The 20,907-nt window shown below is 64.1% G+C and carries 19 protein-coding genes; 1 reads left to right on the top strand and 18 read right to left on the bottom strand.

What is annotated here, in order from left to right; genetic code table 11:
• Position 1 precedes the first annotated feature (1 nt).
• From DMR_RS00095 to DMR_RS00075, 5 genes are read right to left on the bottom strand one after another with little or no spacing between them, the layout of a single operon-like run.
• On the bottom strand, positions 2–829 hold the full coding sequence (locus DMR_RS00095; protein ID WP_012749603.1) for an ABC transporter ATP-binding protein: 828 nt from the start codon (positions 827–829) through the stop codon (positions 2–4).
• A 17-nt stretch (positions 830–846) separates the two neighbouring features.
• Positions 847–1,617 (bottom strand): ABC transporter permease, encoded by a 771-nt coding sequence (locus DMR_RS00090; protein ID WP_012749602.1) that lies wholly within the window; start codon positions 1,615–1,617, stop codon positions 847–849.
• Between the two features lie 21 nt (positions 1,618–1,638).
• The gene (locus tag DMR_RS00085) at positions 1,639–1,968 is read right to left on the bottom strand and encodes an STAS domain-containing protein (protein ID WP_012749601.1); all 330 of its coding nucleotides are present in this window, start codon (positions 1,966–1,968) and stop codon (positions 1,639–1,641) included.
• A gap of 43 nt (positions 1,969–2,011) precedes the next feature.
• Positions 2,012–3,058 (bottom strand): bifunctional heptose 7-phosphate kinase/heptose 1-phosphate adenyltransferase, encoded by a 1,047-nt coding sequence (locus tag DMR_RS00080; RefSeq protein WP_012749600.1) that lies wholly within the window; start codon positions 3,056–3,058, stop codon positions 2,012–2,014.
• Positions 3,055–3,981: a ParB/RepB/Spo0J family partition protein gene (locus tag DMR_RS00075; RefSeq protein WP_012749599.1), complete on the bottom strand. Its 927-nt coding sequence runs from the start codon at positions 3,979–3,981 to the stop codon at positions 3,055–3,057. The genes DMR_RS00080 and DMR_RS00075 overlap by 4 nt, the downstream gene beginning before the upstream one ends.
• A 130-nt stretch (positions 3,982–4,111) precedes the next feature.
• Between DMR_RS00075 and DMR_RS00070 the strand changes: the two genes are divergently transcribed.
• Complete coding sequence (locus DMR_RS00070) at positions 4,112–4,543, top strand: hypothetical protein (RefSeq protein WP_012749598.1); 432 nt, start codon at positions 4,112–4,114, stop codon at positions 4,541–4,543.
• 75 nt (positions 4,544–4,618) lie between these two features.
• Here the strand turns inward: DMR_RS00070 and DMR_RS00065 are convergent, their stop codons facing one another.
• The 13 genes from DMR_RS00065 to DMR_RS00005 form a co-directional block, all read right to left on the bottom strand.
• Complete coding sequence (locus tag DMR_RS00065; RefSeq protein ID WP_012749597.1) at positions 4,619–5,389, bottom strand: ParA family protein; 771 nt, start codon at positions 5,387–5,389, stop codon at positions 4,619–4,621.
• An 81-nt stretch (positions 5,390–5,470) separates the two neighbouring features.
• The gene (locus DMR_RS00060; RefSeq protein WP_006919851.1) at positions 5,471–5,761 is read right to left on the bottom strand and encodes a GAK system XXXCH domain-containing protein; all 291 of its coding nucleotides are present in this window, start codon (positions 5,759–5,761) and stop codon (positions 5,471–5,473) included.
• A 77-nt stretch (positions 5,762–5,838) separates the two neighbouring features.
• Positions 5,839–6,846 (bottom strand): NAD-dependent epimerase, encoded by a 1,008-nt coding sequence (locus DMR_RS00055; protein ID WP_012749596.1) that lies wholly within the window; start codon positions 6,844–6,846, stop codon positions 5,839–5,841.
• A gap of 63 nt (positions 6,847–6,909) precedes the next feature.
• Positions 6,910–7,770 (bottom strand): slipin family protein, encoded by an 861-nt coding sequence (locus DMR_RS00050; RefSeq protein ID WP_012749595.1) that lies wholly within the window; start codon positions 7,768–7,770, stop codon positions 6,910–6,912.
• 123 nt (positions 7,771–7,893) lie between these two features.
• Positions 7,894–9,222, bottom strand: a complete 1,329-nt coding sequence (locus DMR_RS00045; protein ID WP_012749594.1) for an NfeD family protein — start codon at positions 9,220–9,222, stop codon at positions 7,894–7,896.
• Positions 9,194–10,021: a hypothetical protein gene (locus DMR_RS00040; protein WP_043599729.1), complete on the bottom strand. Its 828-nt coding sequence runs from the start codon at positions 10,019–10,021 to the stop codon at positions 9,194–9,196. The genes DMR_RS00045 and DMR_RS00040 overlap by 29 nt, the downstream gene beginning before the upstream one ends.
• Positions 9,997–11,217 (bottom strand): bifunctional phosphopantothenoylcysteine decarboxylase/phosphopantothenate--cysteine ligase CoaBC, encoded by a 1,221-nt coding sequence (coaBC, locus tag DMR_RS00035; protein WP_012749592.1) that lies wholly within the window; start codon positions 11,215–11,217, stop codon positions 9,997–9,999. The genes DMR_RS00040 and coaBC overlap by 25 nt, the downstream gene beginning before the upstream one ends.
• A 27-nt stretch (positions 11,218–11,244) precedes the next feature.
• Positions 11,245–12,120, bottom strand: coding sequence for a PilZ domain-containing protein (locus tag DMR_RS00030; protein ID WP_012749591.1), 876 nt, complete (start codon positions 12,118–12,120; stop codon positions 11,245–11,247).
• Positions 12,121–12,222: 102 nt separating this feature from the next.
• On the bottom strand, positions 12,223–13,029 hold the full coding sequence (locus tag DMR_RS00025; protein WP_012749590.1) for a tetratricopeptide repeat protein: 807 nt from the start codon (positions 13,027–13,029) through the stop codon (positions 12,223–12,225).
• Positions 13,008–15,449 carry a DNA gyrase subunit A gene (gene gyrA, locus DMR_RS00020; protein ID WP_012749589.1) on the bottom strand — a complete coding sequence of 814 codons (2,442 nt, stop codon included), beginning with the start codon at positions 15,447–15,449 and terminating at the stop codon, positions 13,008–13,010. Before gyrA ends, DMR_RS00025 begins: the two co-directional genes overlap by 22 nt.
• 20 nt (positions 15,450–15,469) lie before the next feature.
• Positions 15,470–17,884, bottom strand: coding sequence for a DNA topoisomerase (ATP-hydrolyzing) subunit B (gene gyrB / locus DMR_RS00015; protein ID WP_012749588.1), 2,415 nt, complete (start codon positions 17,882–17,884; stop codon positions 15,470–15,472).
• Entirely contained in the window at positions 17,881–19,074 is a 1,194-nt protein-coding gene (dnaN, locus tag DMR_RS00010) for a DNA polymerase III subunit beta (protein WP_012749587.1), read from the bottom strand. Before dnaN ends, gyrB begins: the two co-directional genes overlap by 4 nt.
• Positions 19,075–19,441: 367 nt before the next feature.
• The gene (locus DMR_RS00005; RefSeq protein WP_012749586.1) at positions 19,442–20,782 is read right to left on the bottom strand and encodes a DnaA/Hda family protein; all 1,341 of its coding nucleotides are present in this window, start codon (positions 20,780–20,782) and stop codon (positions 19,442–19,444) included.
• Positions 20,783–20,907: the final 125 nt, after the last annotated feature.

Here is a 20,907-nt window from a genome sequence, read left to right as displayed (position 1 = left end):
ATCAGCCCCTCCCCGTGGCGCTTACGCGCCGGCTGTCGACCATGGACGTCCAGGTTCCGCCGAGGATGCGGCTTTCCCGGCTGGGCTGGCGGGCCAGAAACTGGTGGATGAACGGATCGTCGCTGGCGGCCAGCTTGGAGAGCGGCCCCTCGAAGAGCATCCGGCCGGCGCTTAAGACCACCACGTGGTCGGCGATGGCGTAGAGGCTTTCCAGGTCGTGGGTGACCACCACGATGGTCATGTCGAAGGTGGCGCGCAGCTCCAGGATCAGCTGGTCCATGTCGGCAGCGGTGATGGGGTCCAGGCCCGAGGTCGGCTCGTCGCACAAGAGCACGGCCGGGTCCAGGGCCATGGCCCGGGCCAGTCCGGCCCGCTTGCGCATGCCGCCCGAGAGTTCGCTGGGGAAATAGTCCATGAAGTCGGCCAGCCCCACCAGCTTGAGCTTTAAGCGCACGATCTCTTCGATGAGCGAATCCGTCAGTTCCGTGTGTTCCCGTAAGGGCAGGGCAATGTTCTCGCCCAGGCGCAGGGACCCCAGCAGCGCCCCGTCCTGAAACAGCACGCCCATGCGGCGGCGCACGTTTAGCCGCTCGGCTTCAGCGATTTCGGCCATGTCGTGGCCGCCAAGGACGATGCGGCCGCCCTGGATGGGGACAAGGCCGATGATGTTGCGCAGCAGCGTCGATTTGCCGCAGCCCGATCCGCCCAGGATGACGCTGACCTTGCCGCCGGGCAGCACAGTGGTGACGCCGGCAAGCACGGTGCGTTCGCCGTAGCCGACGCTGACGTCGGACAGGGCGATGTCGGGGGATTCCAGGCGGCCGGACACGGGCGACTCCTTAGCGTTTACCGGAAGATATAATTGAGGGCGGTAAAAAACAAATCCAAAAGGATCATGACGAAAATCGACTGGACCACGGCGGCGGTGGTGCGCCGGCCCACGTCGGCCGCGCCTTCCCGGGCCAGAAAGCCCTGCCAGCAGGAAATGACCGTGATGGCCACGCCAAAGCCGGCGCTCTTGACCAGACCCGACAGCAGATCCTTGAAGCCCAGGAAATACGCGATCTGGTTGAAATAGACCTTGCCGGACAGGCCCAGGGCCAGGGAGGAGAAAATGCCGCCGGCAGTAATGCCCACGGCGTCGGCCCAAAGCGTGAGCAGGGGGGCCATGACGGCCATGGCCACGAACTTGGGCCAGACCAGAAAGCGCACCGGATCGATGCCCATCACCGCCAGGGCGTCGATCTCCTCGCTGATGCGCATGGTGGCGATTTCGGCGGTAAAAGCCGCGCCGGCCCGGCCCGAGAGGATGAGGCAGGTCAAAAGCGGCCCCAGTTCGGTGACCAGGGAAAAGCCCACCAGATTGGCCACATAGCTCATGGCCCCGACTTTTTCGAGCTGAATGGCGGCTTGCAGGGACAGGATGATGCCGACGCAGGCGGCAATGACGCTGACGATGGCCAGGGAATCAGCCCCGACCCAGGCCAGGTGGCTGATGGTGCGGGCGCGCAGATAGGGCTTTTCCGGTCGCCAGGGGCGAAGCGCCCGGCCGGCGCAGCGCATGAGGTCCACGGCCAGGCCGACCAGCACGCCGAGATCATCCTGCTTCCTGGCCATGTCTCCTGCCGTGGAGCCCGGCTATTCGGGCAGCCCGAACAGCTCGCCGAGCTGGGTGAGGTGAAAGATCTTGGCCACCTGGGGTGAGATGTCGGCGATGCGGATGGTGCGCCCGGCCTCGGCCAGGCGTTTTTTGGCCTCGATAAAAAGGGCCAGACCCGAGCTGTCGACATAGTCCAGGCCGGCCAGATGCAGCACGATCTCGGGCGGGCCGTCCTCAATGGCCGCAAGCAGCCGGTCCCGAACGGCCGGAGTGGCGGTGAAATCGATCTCGCCGGACAAAACGATGTCGGCGGGCGTGTCGCCTTTTGCCAGCGTCCAGGCAGGGTTGGCGGAAGAAGCGGTAGGCATGGGCAACGGCTCCGGCCGAGGGTTGCGGTGGGGCGAGCGCGGCTTATAGCCAGCGCTCGACCTCCGGGACGGCCGCCTCGGCCAGGGCGGCGGCCAGTTCGTCGCGGGAAACGGCGGCCGCGCCCACCTGGGACACGGCAATGCCGGCGCAATAATTGGAGAGCATGCAAGCGTCCAAAAGGTCAAGCCCGGCGGCCAGGCCGCAGGCCAGGGCGGCCATGACCGAATCGCCCGCGCCGGTGACGTCGTAGACGCGCCGGGCAGCAGTGGGGATGTGGGCCACATCCGAAGGCGTGCGGAAAAGGGCGATGCCGTCCGGGCCAAGGGTCACGCACAGATGGCGGCAGCGCACGGTTTTGAAAAGGGCCAAGCCGGCCCGCAGCACCCGGCGCGGGCCGGTTTCCCGGGACACGGCGGCGGAACCGGCCATTTCCAGGGTTTCCTTGAGATTGGGCGTGAGCAGATCGACTCCGGTGTAGCAGGCCAGGTTGGCCGGCTTGGGATCGACCAGGATCATGGGCCGTCGGTCGCAGGCGGCCACGGCGGCGCGCAGGGCGGCCATGAGGTCCGGGCCGACAACGCCCTTGGCGTAGTCCGAGACGATGACCACGTCGGCCTTGGCCACCAGCGCAGGCAGGGCGGCCATGAGCCCTTGGCGGGCCTTGTCGGCCAGAGGCGCGTCGGATTCGCGGTCCACCCGCACCACCTGCTGGTTCTGGGCGATGATACGGGTTTTTATCGTGGTCGGCCGGCTGCGGTCGCGCACGAGCAGGCTCTCGACGCCGTCGCGTTCCAGGAGCGTGCCGAGCATCCGGCCGGCGTCGTCGTCGCCCGTGGCCGAGACGAGCAGGGGCTTGGCCCCCAGAGCGGCGATGTTGCGGGCCACGTTGCCGGCCCCGCCGGCCAGATGGCGCTCCCGGGCCACCTTGACCACGGGCACCGGCGCTTCCGGAGAAATGCGGCCCACCTCGCCCAGGAGATAATGGTCGAGCATGGCATCGCCCAGAACCAGCACGGCCTTGCCGGCCATGGCGTCCAAGGCGGCGGCCAGCCGGGCAAGATCGGGGAGCAGCCCCGGGGCCGGATTCACGCGTCTTCTCCCAGGGCAGCGGGAGAGAGCGCAAAGCGTTCCAGCAGCCCTTCGAGCTCACGGCGCGAACTGAAATGGAAGGTGAGGCGGCCGTGATCGGCCGAGCCGGTGGTTTTGACCAGCACCCCGGCTCGTTCGGTGAGCACGGCTTCCAGGCCCTTGAGGCGCGCGTCCGGGACCGGCTTGGGGCCGCGTTTGCGCGGGGCATCAGCCATGGCCCCGGCTTCGGGCAGATGGCCGTGGGTCTTGGCGTAGGTCGCCGCGGCCTCGGCCTCGCGCACGCTGATGCCGTTGTCCACCACCCGCCGCCACAAGGCGTCACGCAATTCCCCCTCGGGCAGGGACAGCAGCGCCCGGGCATGGCCGGCGGTGAGCTTGCCGGCGGCCAGATCGGCCCGCACGGCCTCGTCCAGGGTGGTCAGTCGCAGGCTGTTGGCCACGGCCGAACGGCTCTTGCCAACCTTGGCGGCCACGGCCTCCTGGCTGAGGCCATAGCGGCTGACGAGCAGCTGGTAGCCGGCGGCCTCTTCCATGGGATTTAAATCTTCGCGCTGGAGGTTTTCGACCAAGGCCAGGGCAAAGCCGGTCTCGTCGTCCACCTCGCGCACCAGGGCGGGAATTTCGGTCAAGCCGGCCTGCCGGGCGGCCCGCCAGCGGCGTTCGCCGGCCACGATCTCGTGGCTGTGGCGGCCATGGCCGGGCACGGGGCGCACCAGCACGGGCTGGAGCAGACCCTGTTCGCGGATGGACGCGGCCAGTTCGGCCAGGGACTCCTCGCTGAAGGTACGCCGGGGCTGCTCGGGGTTGGCCCGAATGTCGTCCAGGGGGAGCAATCGCACTTCGCTTGGCGAGGCGTCGGCTTCGCCAAACCCGCCAAGCAGGGCTTCGAGTCCGCGTCCCAAACCTTTTTGGGCTTGCGCCATGGGATCGTTCCTTTTAATCGTACTTGCCGGACGCACTGGCGCGTCCGCCTGAGAACCGATTACCGTGTTTTGCTTTTTTTTCAAAGGCCCAGACGCCTGTTGGGCCAAACGCCAAGCCAAGGAGCCGGACGTGCCGCGCATTTCGCCCCATTTTCTGGAACTTTTCGATGCCAACGGCGCGCCGCGCGGCGTGCTTTTAAGCGCCGAACTCTGGGAACGCTGCAAGGACCAGGTTCTGCCGCCCCTGACCAAGGCCCTGTATGTCCTGGACCCGGCCGCCCGGCCGGAACCCGAGGTCCGGCCCGAACCCCTGCAGGAGTGGGAAACGCTCTTGGCCTACTGGGACTTCACCTATCCGCCGGCCTACGACGTTCACTGCGACTGCTGCGGGGCCGCAACCGACGACTGGCGGGCGGACGAGCCGCGCAAATTCCGGCTGCGCAACGCCAATCTAGGCGGGTTGGTAACCTTCCAATGCGCCGGCTGCAAGGCGCTTGTGCTCAAAAAGCATTTCAAGAAACATCTGACCGTGGAGTGCAAGCCTTACGTGGACAAGGGCTAGACGAACCTCCCGCGCTGCGGACGCAAAAAAGCCGGCCACTGGGGCCGGCTTTTTTCGTGGGCGCTAGCCGAAATTCTAGGCAGCGGTCTGTCGCCGGACCACTTCCTGGGCCAGGCTGATGTAGGCTTCGGCCCCGCGCGACTTGACGTCGTGGGTCAGCGCCGGTTTGCCGTAGCTGGGGGCTTCGGACAGGCGGATGTTGCGCGGAATAAGCGTCTGAAAATAGAGCTTGGGAAAGCATTTCCAGACCTCGCGCTTGACGTGGCGATTGAGCTTGTTGCGGCCGTCGTACATGGTAAGCACCACGCCGAGCAGGCGCAGGCGCGGATTGAGGCGTTTGCGGACCTGATCGTAGGTGCGCAGCAACTGGGCGATGCCTTCCAGGGCGTAGTATTCGCACTGCAGCGGCACGAGCATTTCCGTGGCCGCGCACAGGGCGTTGAGGGTCACCAGCCCCAGGGACGGCGGGCAATCCAGCAGGATGTAGTCAAACTCGTCCTGCACGGCTTCGACCAGCCGGCGCATGTAGAATTCGCGGCCGGGCTTGTCCACCAGTTCGATGTCAGCGGCCACCAGATCCGGGGCCGAGGGCAGCACGGTGAGGAAGGGCAGTTCGGTGCCGACAAAGGCCTTGCGGGCGTTTTCCGGATCGAACAGGACGGAGTAGAGATTTTCGCTGATCTGGTCTTGGTAGATGGACAGTCCGCTGCTGGCGTTGGCCTGGGGGTCGCAGTCGATGAGCAGGACTTTTTTTTCCATCACCGCCAGGGAGGCGGCCAGATTGACGGCCGTGGTGGTTTTGCCCACACCGCCTTTCTGGTTGGCGATCACGATGACACGAGCCATGCGGCAGCTCCTTGGGCCTACGCGCCAGGATGATTCGGGGCGCGCTTGCCCCGCTGTTTCACGTGAAACAGCGGCCGGCGGCTAATCGCGGAAGGTGCGATGGCAAAAGGACTGGGCGTCGTCGAGGGATTCGACGAGCATGACGCAGCCTTCGACATCGCCTTTCTTGACCGCGTTGAGCAGCTGCCCGGCGAGGTGGGAAAAATCCTCGGCTTCGTCCATCCAGTCTTCGTCGGCAAGCTGATGCATCTTGCGGGCGAGGCGGGCAAGGCGATTGACCGATTCTTCATCAGGCAACGTCGCGTCTTCGACCTGGCTCTGTATTTTGGCGAATACAGCTTCGAGATCACGTTTCGTGGTCTTGAATTCCATTACCGCAATCCGTCCTTGAGGCGGGTTTAGGTTACACAGAAAGGGCGATTAGTAGAAATTCCCTTATCTTGTCAATATCATTGCCCGTAATAGTCACGATACCAGGCAATGAAATTGGCGATGCCGGTCTTGATGTTGGTGGCCGGCTTGAAGCCCACGTCCTTGATGAGGTCGTCGATGTCGGCGCAGGTGGCCGGGACGTCGCCGGGCTGCAGGGGCAGGAATTCCTTGATCGCTTCCTTGCCCAAGGCCTCTTCAATGGCTTCGATGAACTGCAGCAAGGTGACGCTGTTGTTATTGCCGATGTTGTAGAGCTTGTACGGCGAAACACTGGAACTGGGATCGGGCGAGGCCGGATTCCAGTCCGGATTGGGCTTGGGAATGTTTTGCGTCACCCGCACCACGCCTTCGACAATGTCGTCGATGTAGGTGAAGTCGCGTTCCATCTGGCCGTGGTTGAAAACCTGAATGGGATTGCCTTCGATGATGGCCTTGGTAAAAAGGAACAGGGCCATGTCCGGCCGGCCCCAGGGGCCGTAGACGGTGAAAAAGCGCAGACCCGTGCAGGGAAGGCCGAAAAGATAGCTGTAGCTGTGGGCCATGAGCTCGTTGGACTTCTTGGAAGCCGCGTACAAGCTGATGGGATGGTCCACGTTGTCATGCACGGAAAACGGCATCTTGGTGTTGAGGCCGTAGACCGAGCTCGACGAGGCAAAGACGAAATGGTCGACCTTGTGCTGGCGGCAATTTTCTAAGATATTGAAATAGCCGATGATATTCGCGTTGATGTAGTCTTCCGGGCACTTCAGGCTGTGCCGTACCCCGGCCTGGGCGGCCAGGTTGACCACGTAATTGAAGCCGCCGGCGTCGAACAGGCGATCCATGGACGCCCGGTCGCCCATATCTTCCTTGACGAAACGGAATTTGGCGTCTGCCGAGAGCAGGGCGATGCGCTCTTTTTTCAGGGCAACGGAATAGTACGGATTGAGGTTGTCCAGTCCGGTGACGTGAAAACCCATGGACAGAAAACGGCGACACAGATGGAAGCCGATGAAGCCGGCCGCGCCGGTGACAAGGATATTCATGATTCCTTTGGGTAGCGGTACGTTTTATCCCGAAGGGGACAGCCCTCTCGGGGCGGGACGGCGTCAGGCGTCGTCCCGTTTGGCCTCCAGCGACGCGGGAGAAACCGGGTCGACCCCGTTTCCTTCCCGGGGTCGCGCCGTCAGGTCCGCGGACTGGCCATGGGCGGTTCCTGCGGCGGCGTGGCTCGGACCTTGAAAAAAAGTCCGGATAAAATCAAGTGGAATGGGCAAAATTGTCGAAGCCTGGCTTTCCGCCGCCATCTCCCGGATGGTTTGCAGGTAGCGCAGCTGCATGGCCTCGGGATGCTGGCCGATGATCTGGGCCGCCTCGGCCAGACGCGAAGACGCCTGGAACTCGCCTTCGGCATTGATGATCTTGGCCCGGCGCTCACGCTCGGCCTCGGCCTGCTTGGCCATGGCCCGCTGCATCTCCTGGGGCAGGTCGATGTATTTGAGCTCCACGTTGGCCACCTTGATGCCCCAGGGGCCGGTGTGGGCGTCGAGAATGGTCTGGACCTGCTCGTTGACCTTGTCGCGGTGGGCCAGGATCTCGTCGAGCTCCACCCCGCCGCAGACGCTGCGCAGGGTGGTCTGGCTGATCTGGGAGGTGGCGTACATGTAGTCCTCGACTTCGAGGATGGCCCGGATGGGGTCGGCCACCCGGAAGTAGACCACGGCATTGACCTTGATGCTCACATTGTCCCGGGTGATGACGTCCTGATGGGGCACGTCCAGGGCGAAGGTGCGCATGGACACCTTGGTCATGCGGTCAATGACCGGCAACAGAATAATGAGTCCCGGTCCTTTGGGGCCGATGATGCGGCCAAGACGAAAGACCACGCCGCGTTCGTACTCGTTGAGCACCCGAAGGGAAACGATGAGCAGCAGGATGACGATGCCGACCAAGGGAAGAAATCCAATCATGACGCCCTCCGTAATGAGAATCGTCCGGGAGTCGGTCCTTGCCGAAAAAAACCGGCAGTCACAGGCATACCAGCATTGATTGGTCTTGTCTTGAAAATGCGCGCGAACGCGTCTTTCTTGGCCTCAGATGGCGGCATTATCCGGCCGGGGCGCGACAAGCAGCACGAAATCCTCGTGCCCGACGACCAGCACCGGCTCTCCCGGGGCAAAATCCGTCGTGTTCTCGTGGTCGGCGAGTCTGGCGTCCCAGATTTCGCCGTGGACAAAGACCTTGCCCCCACGGCCGGACCAGCGGCGCACCAGGGCGGTATTGCCGTAAAGGGCAGTGAGGCCCAGGCGGGGCTTTTGGCGCTGGGCCTTGGCCAGCAGCCAGACAGCGCCCAGGAGCAGGGCGCATACGCCGCCTACGGTGGGCAGGATCAGCGACAACGGCAGACCGGAATGGCCGTCGAAACGGAACAGCAGCAAGGACCCCAGAAACAGCGCGGCCACACCGGCCAGGCTGAGCAGGCCAAAGCTCGTGATGTGCAGCTCCAGCAAAAACAGCCCGCCGGCCGCCAGCAACAGCAACAGCCCGGCGGCGTTGGTGGGCAGCACGGACAGGGCGTACAGGGCCAAAATGAGCGCGATGCCGCCGACCACGCCGGGCAGCACCGCCCCGGGGGTGGTCAGCTCGAAAAAGACGCCGGCCACGCCCAGAAGCAGAAGCACGTAGGCGATGGAGGGGTCGAGCAGCCAGGACAGCAGCGTGTGCCATAGGCCCGGCTCGTAGCTGACGATGGTCGCGGCCGCGCCGTCGAACCGGATCGTGCCGGTCGGCGTGGACACGCCGCGCTTGCCTATCTGTTCCAGGAGATCGCGGGGGCTGACGGCCACAAAATCCACCACCCGCTCGGCCACGGCCTCGGGCGCGGTCAGGGTGGCGGCCTCGTCCACAGCCTTTTTGTACCAGTTGACGTTGCGGCCGCGACGGTCGGCCAGCCCGCGCAGCAGGCTGGTCAGATCATTTTTGATCTTGAGATCGGAGGTCTTGGGCAGATCGATGCCGCCAAGGCCGATGGGCGAGGCCGCGCCGATGGTGGTTTGGGGAGCCATGGCCGCGACCGTGGCAGCGGCCATGAGAAACACTCCGGCCGAGGCGGCCCGGGCCCCGGAAGGGGATACATAGACCACCACCGGCATGGGGGCGTTTAAAATGGAGCCGACCATGCGCCGCATGACTTCCACGCTGCCGCCGGGGGTATCCAGGGAAAGCAGCAGCAGGTCGGCCGGTTTGGCCACGGCCACGGCAATGGCGTCATCGAGCATGTCGGCCTGGGCCGGGCTGATGGCGCTGTGGAGCCGGGCTTCGAGCACGGTGTAGGCCGCAAACGACGGCGAGGCGCAACAAATGAGAAAAAGGGCCAGGAGGAAGCTTTTCAGCTCAATGGCGACGTAGCGTGGCGATAACATGCTCCCAGACCTCCGGATCGGGGTTGTAGAGCGCGTGGGGGGGTGGCAGAACGACCACCGCCGAAGTGGCCCGGGCGGCCAGTTCCTGCCGGGCCGGATCGGAAATCTCGCCGAAAACGGCGACCAGCTCGGGATGCAAGCGGGCCACGCCGCAGGCAAAGTGCAGCGGCATTTCCGTGAGCGCGCCGCCCTGGGGCAGGGCCAGGGGCCAGAAGGCCACCAGCCCCTTGCCGGCCAGGCCGGCCTGGGCAATGAGCCGCCGCCACAGGTCGCGCCGCCGGGGTTCGGACTGGCCGGCCATGTCCAGGCCCAATTCGCGGTAGGTGATGACCAGACGCGGCGTGGGCGGCGTTTTGGCGAAAAAGGTCGGCCAGGGCAGGGGCCAGCGGTCGGGGTTGTCGGGCAGGGCGGCCTGGACAGCGGCAGGCGACCCTTGGGGTTCGTTGTAGGGTTGGGGACTGGTAGGCGGCCTGTGCCCCGCGGAGACGGCTGGCGAAGCCGCAGCAGGCGCAGCTATGGGGTTTGGGTTGACCTCACGTGGTTTTGGCGCGGGCGGTGTGGACGGCGCCATGGGATGGCCCGCCGCCGCAGTTTCAACCTGTTCCACGGCCGGCGCGGCCTGGCCGACAAGGTTCATGGACGCAGCACGAGCGACATCATCGACCGGGGTTGACTCGGGCGCAGCCGAATCTCCGACTGCCGAAACGGCTTCCGGATCAAGGTAGAAATGGCGCACCCCGGCCATCTGCCATACACGCAGGCGCTCGGGCACCTCTAGGAGCGAATCGAGAAGTCCCATATCTTCATGGCCATGTCGGTTTTCGGGATGTTGCCCCAGGTTTCCTGGCGGCCGTCGGCGTCCAGGGCCACGGCTTCGTTGGACGGCGCGGCAAAGCCGGCGTCGGACCGGCCGATGGGGTTGGCGATGATGGCGTCGCAGCGTTTACGGGTGAGCTTGCCCCGGGCGTTGTCCACCAGATTGTCGGTCTCGGCGCAAAAGCCGATGAGGTACTGCCCAGGCTTCTTGACGCCGCCCATGGCCGCCAGGATGTCGCGGGTGGGGGTGAATTCCAGGGGCGGGCGCTCGCCGGCCGCTTCCTTCTTGAACTTGCCGCCGCCCTCAAAGGGGATGGGCGAGAAATCGGCCACGGCCGCGGCCATGACACCGTAATCGCTTGATGGCCAGACCTCCAGACAGGCCTCGTGCATCTGGGCGGCGCTGGTGACGCCGATCACCCGCACCTCTTCCGGGAACCACCAGGAAACCGGGCCGGCTACCACCGTGACCTCGGCTCCCCGCAGCCAGGCGGCCATGGCCACGCAGGCCCCCATGCGGCCGGTGGAGGGGTTGGACCAGAATCGGGCAGCGTCGAAATATTCGCGGGTGGGGCCAAGGCTCACCAAGACGTGCTTGCCGGCCAGATCCTTGGGCGAAAGCGCCCGCAGCAAGGTGGTGAAAATGGCGTTCTCGTCGGCGAGCCTGCCCTGGCCGGATTCGCCGCAGGCCATGGACCCACAGTCCGGGGCAACGCCGATGACGCCGCGATTAAGCAGTGTCTTCCAGTTGTCTTGGGTGGCGGCGGCAGCCCACAGCCGTGGATTCATGGCCGGAGCGCACAGGATCGGCCCGTCAAAGGCCAGGGCCTGGCAGGAGAGCAGGTCGTCGGCCAGGCCATGGGCCAGTTTGGCGAGGGTGTTGGCCGTGGCCGGCACGATGGCCAGCAGATCGGCGGTCTGTGCCGGGGCCAAATGGGCGAAATTGGCCGAAGCGGGGTCAAAAAGGCTCGTGGTGACCGGATCGGCCCCCAGGGCTTCGAAGGACAGCGGGGTGACGAACCTGGCGGCGGCCTCGGTCAGGCTGACGCTCACGGACGCGCCCGTGGCCAGAACCCGGCGCAGCAGCGACAAGGCTTTGTAGGCGGCCACGGACCCGGTGACGCCAAGATGGACGCGCCGGCCGCCGTAGCCGGTAAAATCAAGATGGCTCACCTGCATGACGGCCTCCTGGGAAAAAGGAAAAAGTTAGCTCAGGCCCCGGTCGCGGTAGAGGGAGACGTGCCAGAGGTAGATGCGCTGGGCCATGTCGTCGATGACGTTGTCCTCGATCTTGGACCATTCCACCTTGCCCGATTCCTGGCGCACGCCGTTGGCCACGAATTCCAGCCCCAGGGACAGTTCGCCGGACACCGGCTCGGGCTGAATGTTGTTGACCTTGGCCACCAGCCAGTATTCCTCGCGCAGCTTGGGAACCTTCTCGTTGAAGGTAAAAAAGATGATGAACCGTTCGCCCTTTTTGGGGTCGAGTCCCTGTTCCTTGACGTGCTGGCGCTTGAGGCGAAAACGCAGGCCGCCGGCGGAAATGTTCTCAATAAGGGCCAGACCGGTTTTGAAATGGCTGTGGGCCACGGTGGGCTTGGCCATGTCAAACCCGCCCGCGGCCTCGTATTTCCACAGGGCGATGTGGGAAAATTGGTTGAAATCCGGGCGCATCCGCAGGCTTTTGCGGCGCTGGGCGCCGTTTAGCGCAGCGGGAAAGGCCAGGGCCACCTGGGGCGGTCGTTCGGGAAGCTGGCGGATGCGCAGGATGGGGGCGGTGAAATTGTAAAAAATCTCCCGGTGCCGGTCCTCGCGCTCGACGATGCGAAAAAAACAGGTGACGCTTTTGCCGATGAAACGGTCCTTGAGGGCGGCCACGCCGCCAAGCTCCAGGACCACGCCGGCCTCAGCCACGGCCATGACCGTGGCCGTGACGCCGGTTAAGCCGCTGTCGGCCTCGTCGAACTGCACATGGACCTTGGAGCGCTGGGCCAGGGCGAGATCAAGGATGTCGGCGTTTCGCCGACGCGCAGCCTCGTCCTCCTTGGCAGGCTTTTTTTTTCGAAACAGATCCAAGACCATGCGGTTTCGTCCAGGGGTTTTGCCGACAACGCTATCAGGGCTTCGCCAAGGCCGTCAATTTCCATGACAAAAAGGCATCCCGGCAAAGGCCCGGAAACGGCATCAATTATCAAGCAACTCCAGCCTTTTGTCCACAACCAGGGGATTTGGGTGCAAGGGCCTTGTCGCCTTGTAGATCTCCCGGGCCGCAGCCTTGTCGCTGGAAGCTTCCTTGAGCTGCCCCAGGGCGAAGCCGGCCTGGGCGCGCAGGGCCGGAGCAGAATTTGCCGTAGCGAAAATCTCATGCAAAAGCGGTTCCGCTTCCTTGAAACGCTCCAGACGCAGCAGCAACTCGGCCTGGGCCAGGGCGCAACGGGCGCTTTCCGTTCGGGGAAGGTCGGATTGGCGGCAGGCCTCGTAGCGGGCCAGGGCCTGGGCATCATTGCGCTGGGCCAGTTCCAGCCGGCCAAGCAGCAGATGGCAGTCCAGGCGGCGCTGGTCGGACGCGCCGGCCAGATCGACCACGCCACGGCAGTCGGCGGCGGCACGAGCATAGGCCTTGCGGTCAAAGCGCAAGCTGGCGGCCGTGGTCAGCAAGTCGGCCGTGGTTGCCGGGTCGCCGGCGAATTCCAGCACGGCGGCTTCCAGGAGCGTGGCGGCTTTGTCCGGGGATTCCCGGAAATCCAGGGCGATGTCGGCCAGCCTGCGCCAGGCTTCCAACCGGTCCGCTCCGGTGGGATAGGCTTGCAGATAGTGTTCGTAAGCCGTCTCGGCCCGCAAATACTGGCTGTCGAGAAAGGCCCGCCGGGCGGTTTCCAGAAGCCTGGCCGAACCGTCTTCGCGCGGTCCGTCGCAGCCGGCCTGGGCCCCAAGGAGCAGGCCCAGGCAGCAGATTGCGACGAGGCAGGCTATTCGCCGGAGGGCGCGCACCGGTCGAGGTCGCTCGGATCGACCAGGTCAAAGCCCATGACGGTATCGTTTTCGTCCATGCGCACCAGCATGACGCCCTGGGTGGCCCGGCCCACGGACGAGATGCCGGAGACGGACAGGCGGATGATCTTGTTGGCGGAGGTTAACAGCAGCAGTTCGTCGTCGTCGCCGACCATGACCGCGCCGATGACCTGACCGGTCTTGGGCGTCACGCGCATGTTGATGACGCCGGAGCCGCCCCGGTTGCGGATAGGGTAGTGTTCGATGGAGGTGCGCTTGCCGTAGCCGTTGGCTGAGACAGTGAGCACCTCGGAGCGGCTGACGCTGGTGATGACCACGCCGGCGGCCACACGGTCGTTGCCCTTAAGGGCAATGCCCTTGACGCCGGCCGCGCCCCGGCCGGTGGGGCGCACGCCGCTGATGTGGAAGCGGTTGGACAGGCCCTGCTGGGTGGCCAGCAAGACTTCGGTCTCGTCGTCGATCTCCTTGACGGTCAGGAGTTCGTCGTTTTCCTTAAGCCCCACGGCGATGATGCCCGTGGAACGGCAGTTCTTGTAGAGGTCGGTGCAGGTGCGCTTGACCATGCCCTTGCGGGTCACGAACAGGAAATAGCGCTCCTCGGAGAACTCGCGGATGGACAGGGCCGTGGCCACGAACTCTTCCTTGTCCATGGGCAGCAGGTTGGCGATGTGCGCGCCCTTGGCCGTGCGCTGGCCTTCGGGAATCTGGTGCACGGGCAGCATGAACATGCGGCCGAGGTTGGTAAAAAGCAACAACTGCTGGTGGTTGGTGGTGGCGCAAAACGACTGGACAAAGTCGTCGCCGGCCGTGGCCACCCCGGCGATGCCTTTGCCGCCGCGCTTTTGTTGCTGGTAATTATCGATTTTGGTGCGCTTGATGTAGCCCCGGCGCGACAGGGTGATGACCACGTCCTCGTCGGGGATGAGATCGAGGATGTTGATGCCTTCAAGGTCCTCCAGAATCTCAGTCTTGCGCGGGGTGGCGTAACGGTCCTGGATTTCCTTGATTTCGTCGCGGATGACGCCGCGCAGCACCTCGTCGTTTTCCAGGATCGAGCGCAGGTATTCAATGAGCTTGATGAGCTCGTTGTACTCGTCGATGAGCTTTTGGCGCTCCAGGTTGGTCAGGCGTTGAAGGCGCATGTCCAGGATGGCCTGGGCCTGGCGCTCGGACAGGCCGAAGCGCTCCATCAACCGTTCCCGGGCTTCGACGGCGTTTTTGGAGGCCCGGATGATGGAGACCACTTCGTCGATGTTGTCCAGGGCGATGCGCAGGCCTTCGAGGATGTGGGCGCGCTCCTCGCTCTTTCGCAGATCGAACCGGGTGCGGCGCAGGATGACGTCGCGGCGGTGGGTGAGGAAGTGCTCCAGGACCTGCTTGATGTTTAAAAGCGCCGGCCGGTTGTCGGCAACCACAAGCATGTTGATGCCGAACGAGGTTTCCAGCGGCGTGTACTTGTACAGGGCGTTGATGACGATGTCGGGGATGACGCCCTTTTTGAGATCCAGGACAATGCGGATGCCCTTGCGGTCGGACTCGTCGCGCAGGTCGGACACGCCCTCGATGCGGCCGTCGTTAATGAGCGCCGCGATCTTTTCCACCAGGGAAGACTTGTTGAGCGCATACGGGATTTCCCGGATGACCACGGAAACATAATCTTTCTTGCGTTCCTCGACCTCGGCCCGGCCCCGGATTTTGATGGTGCCGCGTCCGGTGGTGTAGGCTTCGGTGAGTCCCTTGCCGCCGTAGATGGCCGCGCCGGTGGGGAAGTCCGGCCCCTTGACCAGGCCGATGATGTCGGTGACCGGGCAGGAGGGCGTGTCGAGCAGGTGCAGCAGGCCGTCGCACAGCTCGCCCAGGTTGTGGGGCGGGATGTTGGTGGCCATGCCGACGGCGATGCCCGAGGAGCCGTTTAAAAGCAGATTGGGCACCTTGGTGGGCAGGACGGCCGGCTCTTCCAGGCTGTTGTCGTAGTTGGGCCGAAAATCGACGGTTTCCTTTTCGATGTCGGCCAAGAACTCGCCGGCCAGGCGGGACATGCGGACTTCGGTGTATCGCATGGCCGCCGCGGCGTCGCCGTCGATGGAGCCGAAGTTGCCCTGGCCATCCACGATGGCGTCGCGCATGGAGAAGTCCTGGGCCATGCGGACCAGGGCGTCGTACACGGATTGGTCGCCGTGGGGATGGTATTTACCGATGACGTCACCGACGACGCGGGCGGATTTCTTGTAGGGCCGGTTGTAGGTGTTGGACAGATCGTGCATGGCGTAGAGAATGCGCCGGTGCACGGGTTTGAGGCCGTCGCGCACATCGGGGATGGCGCGGCCTATGATGACGCTCAAGGAATATTCCAGATAGGACTTCTTGAGCTCTTCCTCGATTTGGATCAGATCGCTCACAGTATGCTCCGATTATCCGGCTAGATATCGAGTTCGCGCACGGACAGGGCGTTGCGCTCAATGAAGTTGCGTCTGTTCTCGACCTTTTCGCCCATCAGCTGGGAAAAGATGGAGTCGGCCTCGTCCATGTCCTCGATGCGCACCTGGAGGAAACTGCGCTTTTCCGGGTTCATGGTCGTTTCCCAGAGCTGTTCCGGGTTCATTTCGCCCAGACCCTTGTAGCGCTGGATGTTGATGCCCTTGAGCGCGTCGTCCATGAGCGCCCGGCAAAGCTCGAAAAAGCCGCCGACTTCCCGGGTTTCCTCTTTGCGGGTGATGGCAAAGGGCTGGGTCGGGCACAGGGTCGTGAGCTCGGCGTAGGTCTCGTGGGCCCGGCGGTAGATGCGGGAGCTGAAAAACTCCACGGCAATGCGGTGTCTTGCCTGGTTGGGCGAAACGAACACGGCGTAGAGCCGGCGTTCCTCGTCCAGCTCCTCGACCTCGGTGGCCACGGTGTAGCCGATGGCCGACAGATGCTCGGCCAGGCCGTCGGGCAGATCCACCCCGGCAAAGTCCGAGGCGGCCAGGCGGGGGTAGGAGAGCAGGCTCACCAGCAGCTCCTCGGGCAATCCGTAGCTGCCGGCCTCGCGGACCCGGGCTTCCAGGAAGCGGATGCGCTCGATGAGGTTCGTCAGGCTCTCGCCGGAAAAGGTCGTCTCGCCCGAGGCCACGGACACGTCCTCGCCGATGCGGCCCATGAGAAACAGGGACAATTCCTCGTCGTCCTTGATGAAACGCTCGAAATCGCCTTTGAACACGCGGTACAGCGGCGGCTGGGCGATGTAGACGTAGCCGTTTAAAATGAGCTTTTCGTAGCGCCGGTAGAAAAAGGTCAAAAGCAGGGTGCGGATGTGCGCCCCGTCCACGTCGGCGTCGGTCATGATGACGATCTTGTGGTAACGCAGGCGAGCCAGGTTTTCGGCTTCCTTCTCCTCGCTCTCCTCGTCGCCCATGGCCGGGGTGGGGCCGATGGCCGTGATGAGATTGCGGATTTCCTTGTTGCCAAGCATCTTATCCGTGCGGGTTCGCTCGACATTGAGGATCTTGCCGCGCAGGGGCAAAATGGCCTGGAAGCGCGGGTCGCGCCCCTGTTTGGCCGAGCCGCCGGCCGAGTCGCCCTCGACGATAAACAGTTCGGATTCCTCGGGCTTTTTCGACTGGCAGTCGGCCAGCTTGCCGGGCAACGAATGGTCGGACAGCGCCCCCTTGCGGCGCACCAGCTCCTTGGCCTTGCGGGCGGCTTCCCGGGCCCGGGCCGCGTCCACGGCCTTTTCAACGATGGACTTGGCGTCCTTGGGATTTTCCTCGAAATGGACGTTGACCGCCTCGAAGACGATCTTGGCCACCAGTCCCGCCACTTCGGAGTTGCCGAGCTTGGTCTTGGTCTGGCCCTCGAACTGGGGCTGGGGGAGCTTGACGGAAATGACGGCGGTAAGCCCCTCGCGCACGTCGTCTCCGGTGAGCTTTTGCTTGAATTTCTTGGGGATGTCGGCTTTTTCGATATAGGTGTTGATGGCCCGGGTCAGCGCCGTCTTGAATCCCTGCAGGTGGGTGCCGCCTTCGCGGGTGCGGATGTTGTTGGCGAAGGTGAGGACTTCTTCCTTGTAATTGGCGTTATACTGCAGGGCGAAGTCCACCATGATGCCCTCGATCTCGCCCTGGCCCTCGATGATCTCGTGGATGACCTGCTCGCCGGCGTTGAGGTCGGTGACGAACCGATTGAGGCCGCCGTCGAAGCGGTAGGTGACCCGCTCGTTGGTCCGCTCGTCGCGGAAATCCAGCTCCAGCTTGCGGTTGAGGTAGGCCAGTTCCTCGAACCGCTTGGCCAGGGTCTCGTGGTTGAACTGGCTGGTCTCGAAGATCTCCTCGTCGGGCAGAAACCGTATGGTGGTGCCGGTGTTCTCGGCCTCGCCGATGACGGTCAAGGCGGTGACGGGCGCGCCGCGCTCGTAGCGCTGGTGATGCTTCTTGCCGCCCCGGCGCACCGTGACTTCCAGATACTCCGACAGGGCGTTGACCACCGAGACGCCCACGCCGTGCAGGCCGCCGGAGACCTTGTAGGCGTCGTTGTCGAACTTGCCGCCGGCATGGAGCACGGTCATGACCACTTCGACAGCCGGCCGGCCTTCCTTGGGGTGGATGTCCACCGGGATGCCGCGGCCGTTGTCCGAGACGGTGACCGAGTTGTCCAGGTGGATGGTGATGCCGATGCGGTCGCAGTAGCCAGCCATGGACTCGTCAATGGAGTTGTCCACGACCTCGTACACGAGATGGTGCAGGCCCCGGATGTCGGTGGAGCCGATATACATGGCCGGGCGCTTGCGCACGGCCGAAAGCCCCTCCAGGACGGTAATGGAACTGGCGTCGTAGGCTTGGGGCGTCTTGTCCTGACTCATGCGATGTCTTCCTCGCTATAATACGTCTCTTCCACAATTTTCATGGGCATGATGATGACCAGGCTGTCGGTGTCGTCCTCGCCCCGGATGCCGCAGGGGCCTTCGGCGCCGGTGAGCGTCAAGGAAACCTTGGCCGACTCGAAATGCCCGAGGATGTCGGTCAGATCTTTCGTCGGGAAGGCCACCTTGTCCAGGTCGCCGGTGAACACGCACTCCAGGGTCTCGGTGGCCTCGCCGGCCTCCTGGCCCTGGCTTTTGAGCGACAGTTCGCCCGGCCCGTCAAAAAGGAACGAGGCGCAGCGATTGTTGTCGGTATTAAAAATCGCCACGCGCTCCAGGGCGTCTATGCACTCCAGGCGGTCGATGGCCAGGGTGGACACGCCGTCGGTGGCCAGCTTGGAGACAAAGGCGTTGTAGTCCGGGTACTGGTAGAAGCTTAAGGGCAGGCTGAAGGTCTCCACGCTGCCTTGGCCCTCGGGCGCGGCCTCATCACGCTTGGTGGTGCGGAAAAACAGGCGCTTTTGGCCCATGGCCAGCTCCACTTCCTCGGCCGTGAGCCAGCGCTTGAGTTCGGCCACGTACTTTTTCTGGATGAGGATGCCGTCCGGCGGCAGCATGGCGTGGATGTCGTCGTTGAGAAACCCGACCAGGGAGAATTGGTGGCCGTTTAAGCCGCAGACCTCGATGCGGGCGGAATCGGCAACGGGGCGCAAATACATGCAGGCCATGGCCTCCATGGTGTCCTCGTCCGAGATGCAATAAGCCACCCGCTCGATGATCTCCTGGAGGAAATCCCCGGACCAGGTCACGGCGCCCTCATTCGGGAAGGCGGCAAAGGGCTGGAACCAGTTGCGGTCGGAAACCGGCAGCTTGTAGCGCCGCGAACCCTGCTTGATGAGCAGATTGCCCGAGGCCTCGTCCAGGGTCAGGCTGATCTCGCCCGGGGGGAGCTTGCGCACCAGCTCGAAAAAGCTCTTGCCCTGGACGCCGCAAAGGCCCTCCTTGGCCACCTTGGCGGCGTAATGCCCGGTGAATTCGAGGCTCGAGTCCGTGGACAGGATGGACAGGCTGGAACCGGCCGCCTCGAGCCAGACGGTGCGCAAAAACGCGGCCCCGGTCTTGGCCGGGATGATGCTCGAGGACTTTTGCAGGCCGTCGATGATGTCGTTTCGAAAGACCGTCAGCTGCATGGAGTCTCCTTGGCGCGCTTGGCGCGGCGCTCGGTTGTCGAATAGTGGTCAGGGTGTGCGGGTTGGGTAGGGGAGAAGCCTCCGGCGGCCAAAGGGACGCGTCCCTTTGGAAACCCGCCCCGGGGGAGGCCGGTCATTGGGCTTCCAGGCTTTCGGCCCACAAGCGGACGGGCGCTCCCGAGCAAACGCGCTCCCCACTGGTTCTTCTGCTTGAGGCTATCTAAAAAAAGAGAAGGTTTTAAGTTGTCGTATGAGTAGGGGCTGTCGCTATGTGCGAGAGTGTGGCAAGCCGCTGTAATTGCAGCTAAAAAAAAGGAAAAACAACCGACCGGCAAGGCGCGGTTGGAACCGGAGGCGCGGCGAAGGCTCATGCCTGGCCCCCTTGGCGGCACTTTTTGGACAACTGGCGCAGCAACATTTTCGTTTCTTGATCAACATCCAGGATTTGTTGGAATTTTCGGATGGAATACAGGACCGTGCTGTGGTCCTTGCCGCCAAAGACCTTGCCCAGGGCCGGGTAGGACAGGCCCAGAAGCGACCGGCACAAGGTCATGGCCGCCTGTCGGGCAAAGACCAGTTCCTTTTTGCGTCCGGCGCCCACGATGTCCCGGGCCGGGATGCCGAAATGTTCGGCGCACACGGCAATGACCCGCTCGGGCGACAGTTCCGGGGCCTTCTTGTCCTCGGACAGTCGGATGTGGCGGGAAAATTCAGCTTCGGACAGCTCGCCCCCGGCATGTTGGCGAAAGGCCTCCAGCCGCAGGAGCACGCCTTCCAGGCGGCGAAAACCCTCGAACCGGCCGGCCAGGGTCAAGACCTGTTCGCGGGACAGCCCCAGCCGCTTGTCCTTGCTCACCTGCTCCACGAACCGGGCCCGGATCGACAGATCCGGGGCCTTCAAATGGACCATCAGCCCCCATTCCAGGCGCGAGCGGAAGGTGGGGTCGAGAAAATCGCAGGAGGCGGCCCGTTCCCGGCTGGAAAACACCATCTGGCGGCCGGCGTCGTGGAAGTCGTTGAACATGCCGATGAGTTCCGGTTCCAGGTCGGGCGCCCGGGCCACGTCGGTGAGTTCGTCAATAAACAGCCAGTCATGGCTGGACAGCTCGGCCCGGATCTCGGGCCGGGGCCGGCGGGCGTCGGCGTACAGGGCCTGGATGTCGGCCACCGAGCCGAAATAGATGCGCGAGGTGGGCTGGCTCTTGGCCACGGCGTTGGCCATGGCCCGCAGCAAATGGGTCTTGCCCGCTCCCGACGGGCCGCAGACCAGAAACGGATTGTAGCGCACCTCGCCGCCCCGCGACACCTCCCGGGCCAGGGCCAGGGGAAAGGCGTTTTTTTCGTTGGCCAGAAACGTCTCGAAGGTGAACCGGTGGCCGTAGGGAAAATCCGTGACCACGGCGGCGTCGGCGGCAAAAGCGGGTGCGGCGGCGCGCATTCCCCGGGTGCGGTAGCGCACGGTATGGCCCGGGCCGAGGTAGGCGGCCAGCTGGCGCTCGAAGAGTTCCTTGACCGAGCCGTCGAACCAGGCGGCGAAATAGGTGTGGGGGAAAACGACGCAGCACGACGGTTCGCCTTCCCCGGGAATGATTTCCAGAGGATCGAACCAGCGTCGCAGATCCTGCTCCGGGCAGGTGCGCGAAAGATGTTGGCGAAAGTCGTTTTTGAGCACACCGTCACCGGATGCCGTGGCTGGGGCCTTGGTCATGGGGCCATCGGAATTGTGTCGATCATATCGTGGTGCGCGGGAATCCGGGGCGTAGCGACGCAATCGCCGGATATCGGCCATCCTAGACTATTTTTGCGACGAAGCCAAGTGGGGGGGTACGGCCG

It is taken from the genome of Solidesulfovibrio magneticus RS-1 (assembly GCF_000010665.1).
GTDB classification, from domain to species: domain Bacteria; phylum Desulfobacterota; class Desulfovibrionia; order Desulfovibrionales; family Desulfovibrionaceae; genus Solidesulfovibrio; species Solidesulfovibrio magneticus.
The sequence above is the reverse complement of the archived record's forward strand: the minus strand, read 5'-3'. Positions and strand labels throughout refer to the sequence as shown.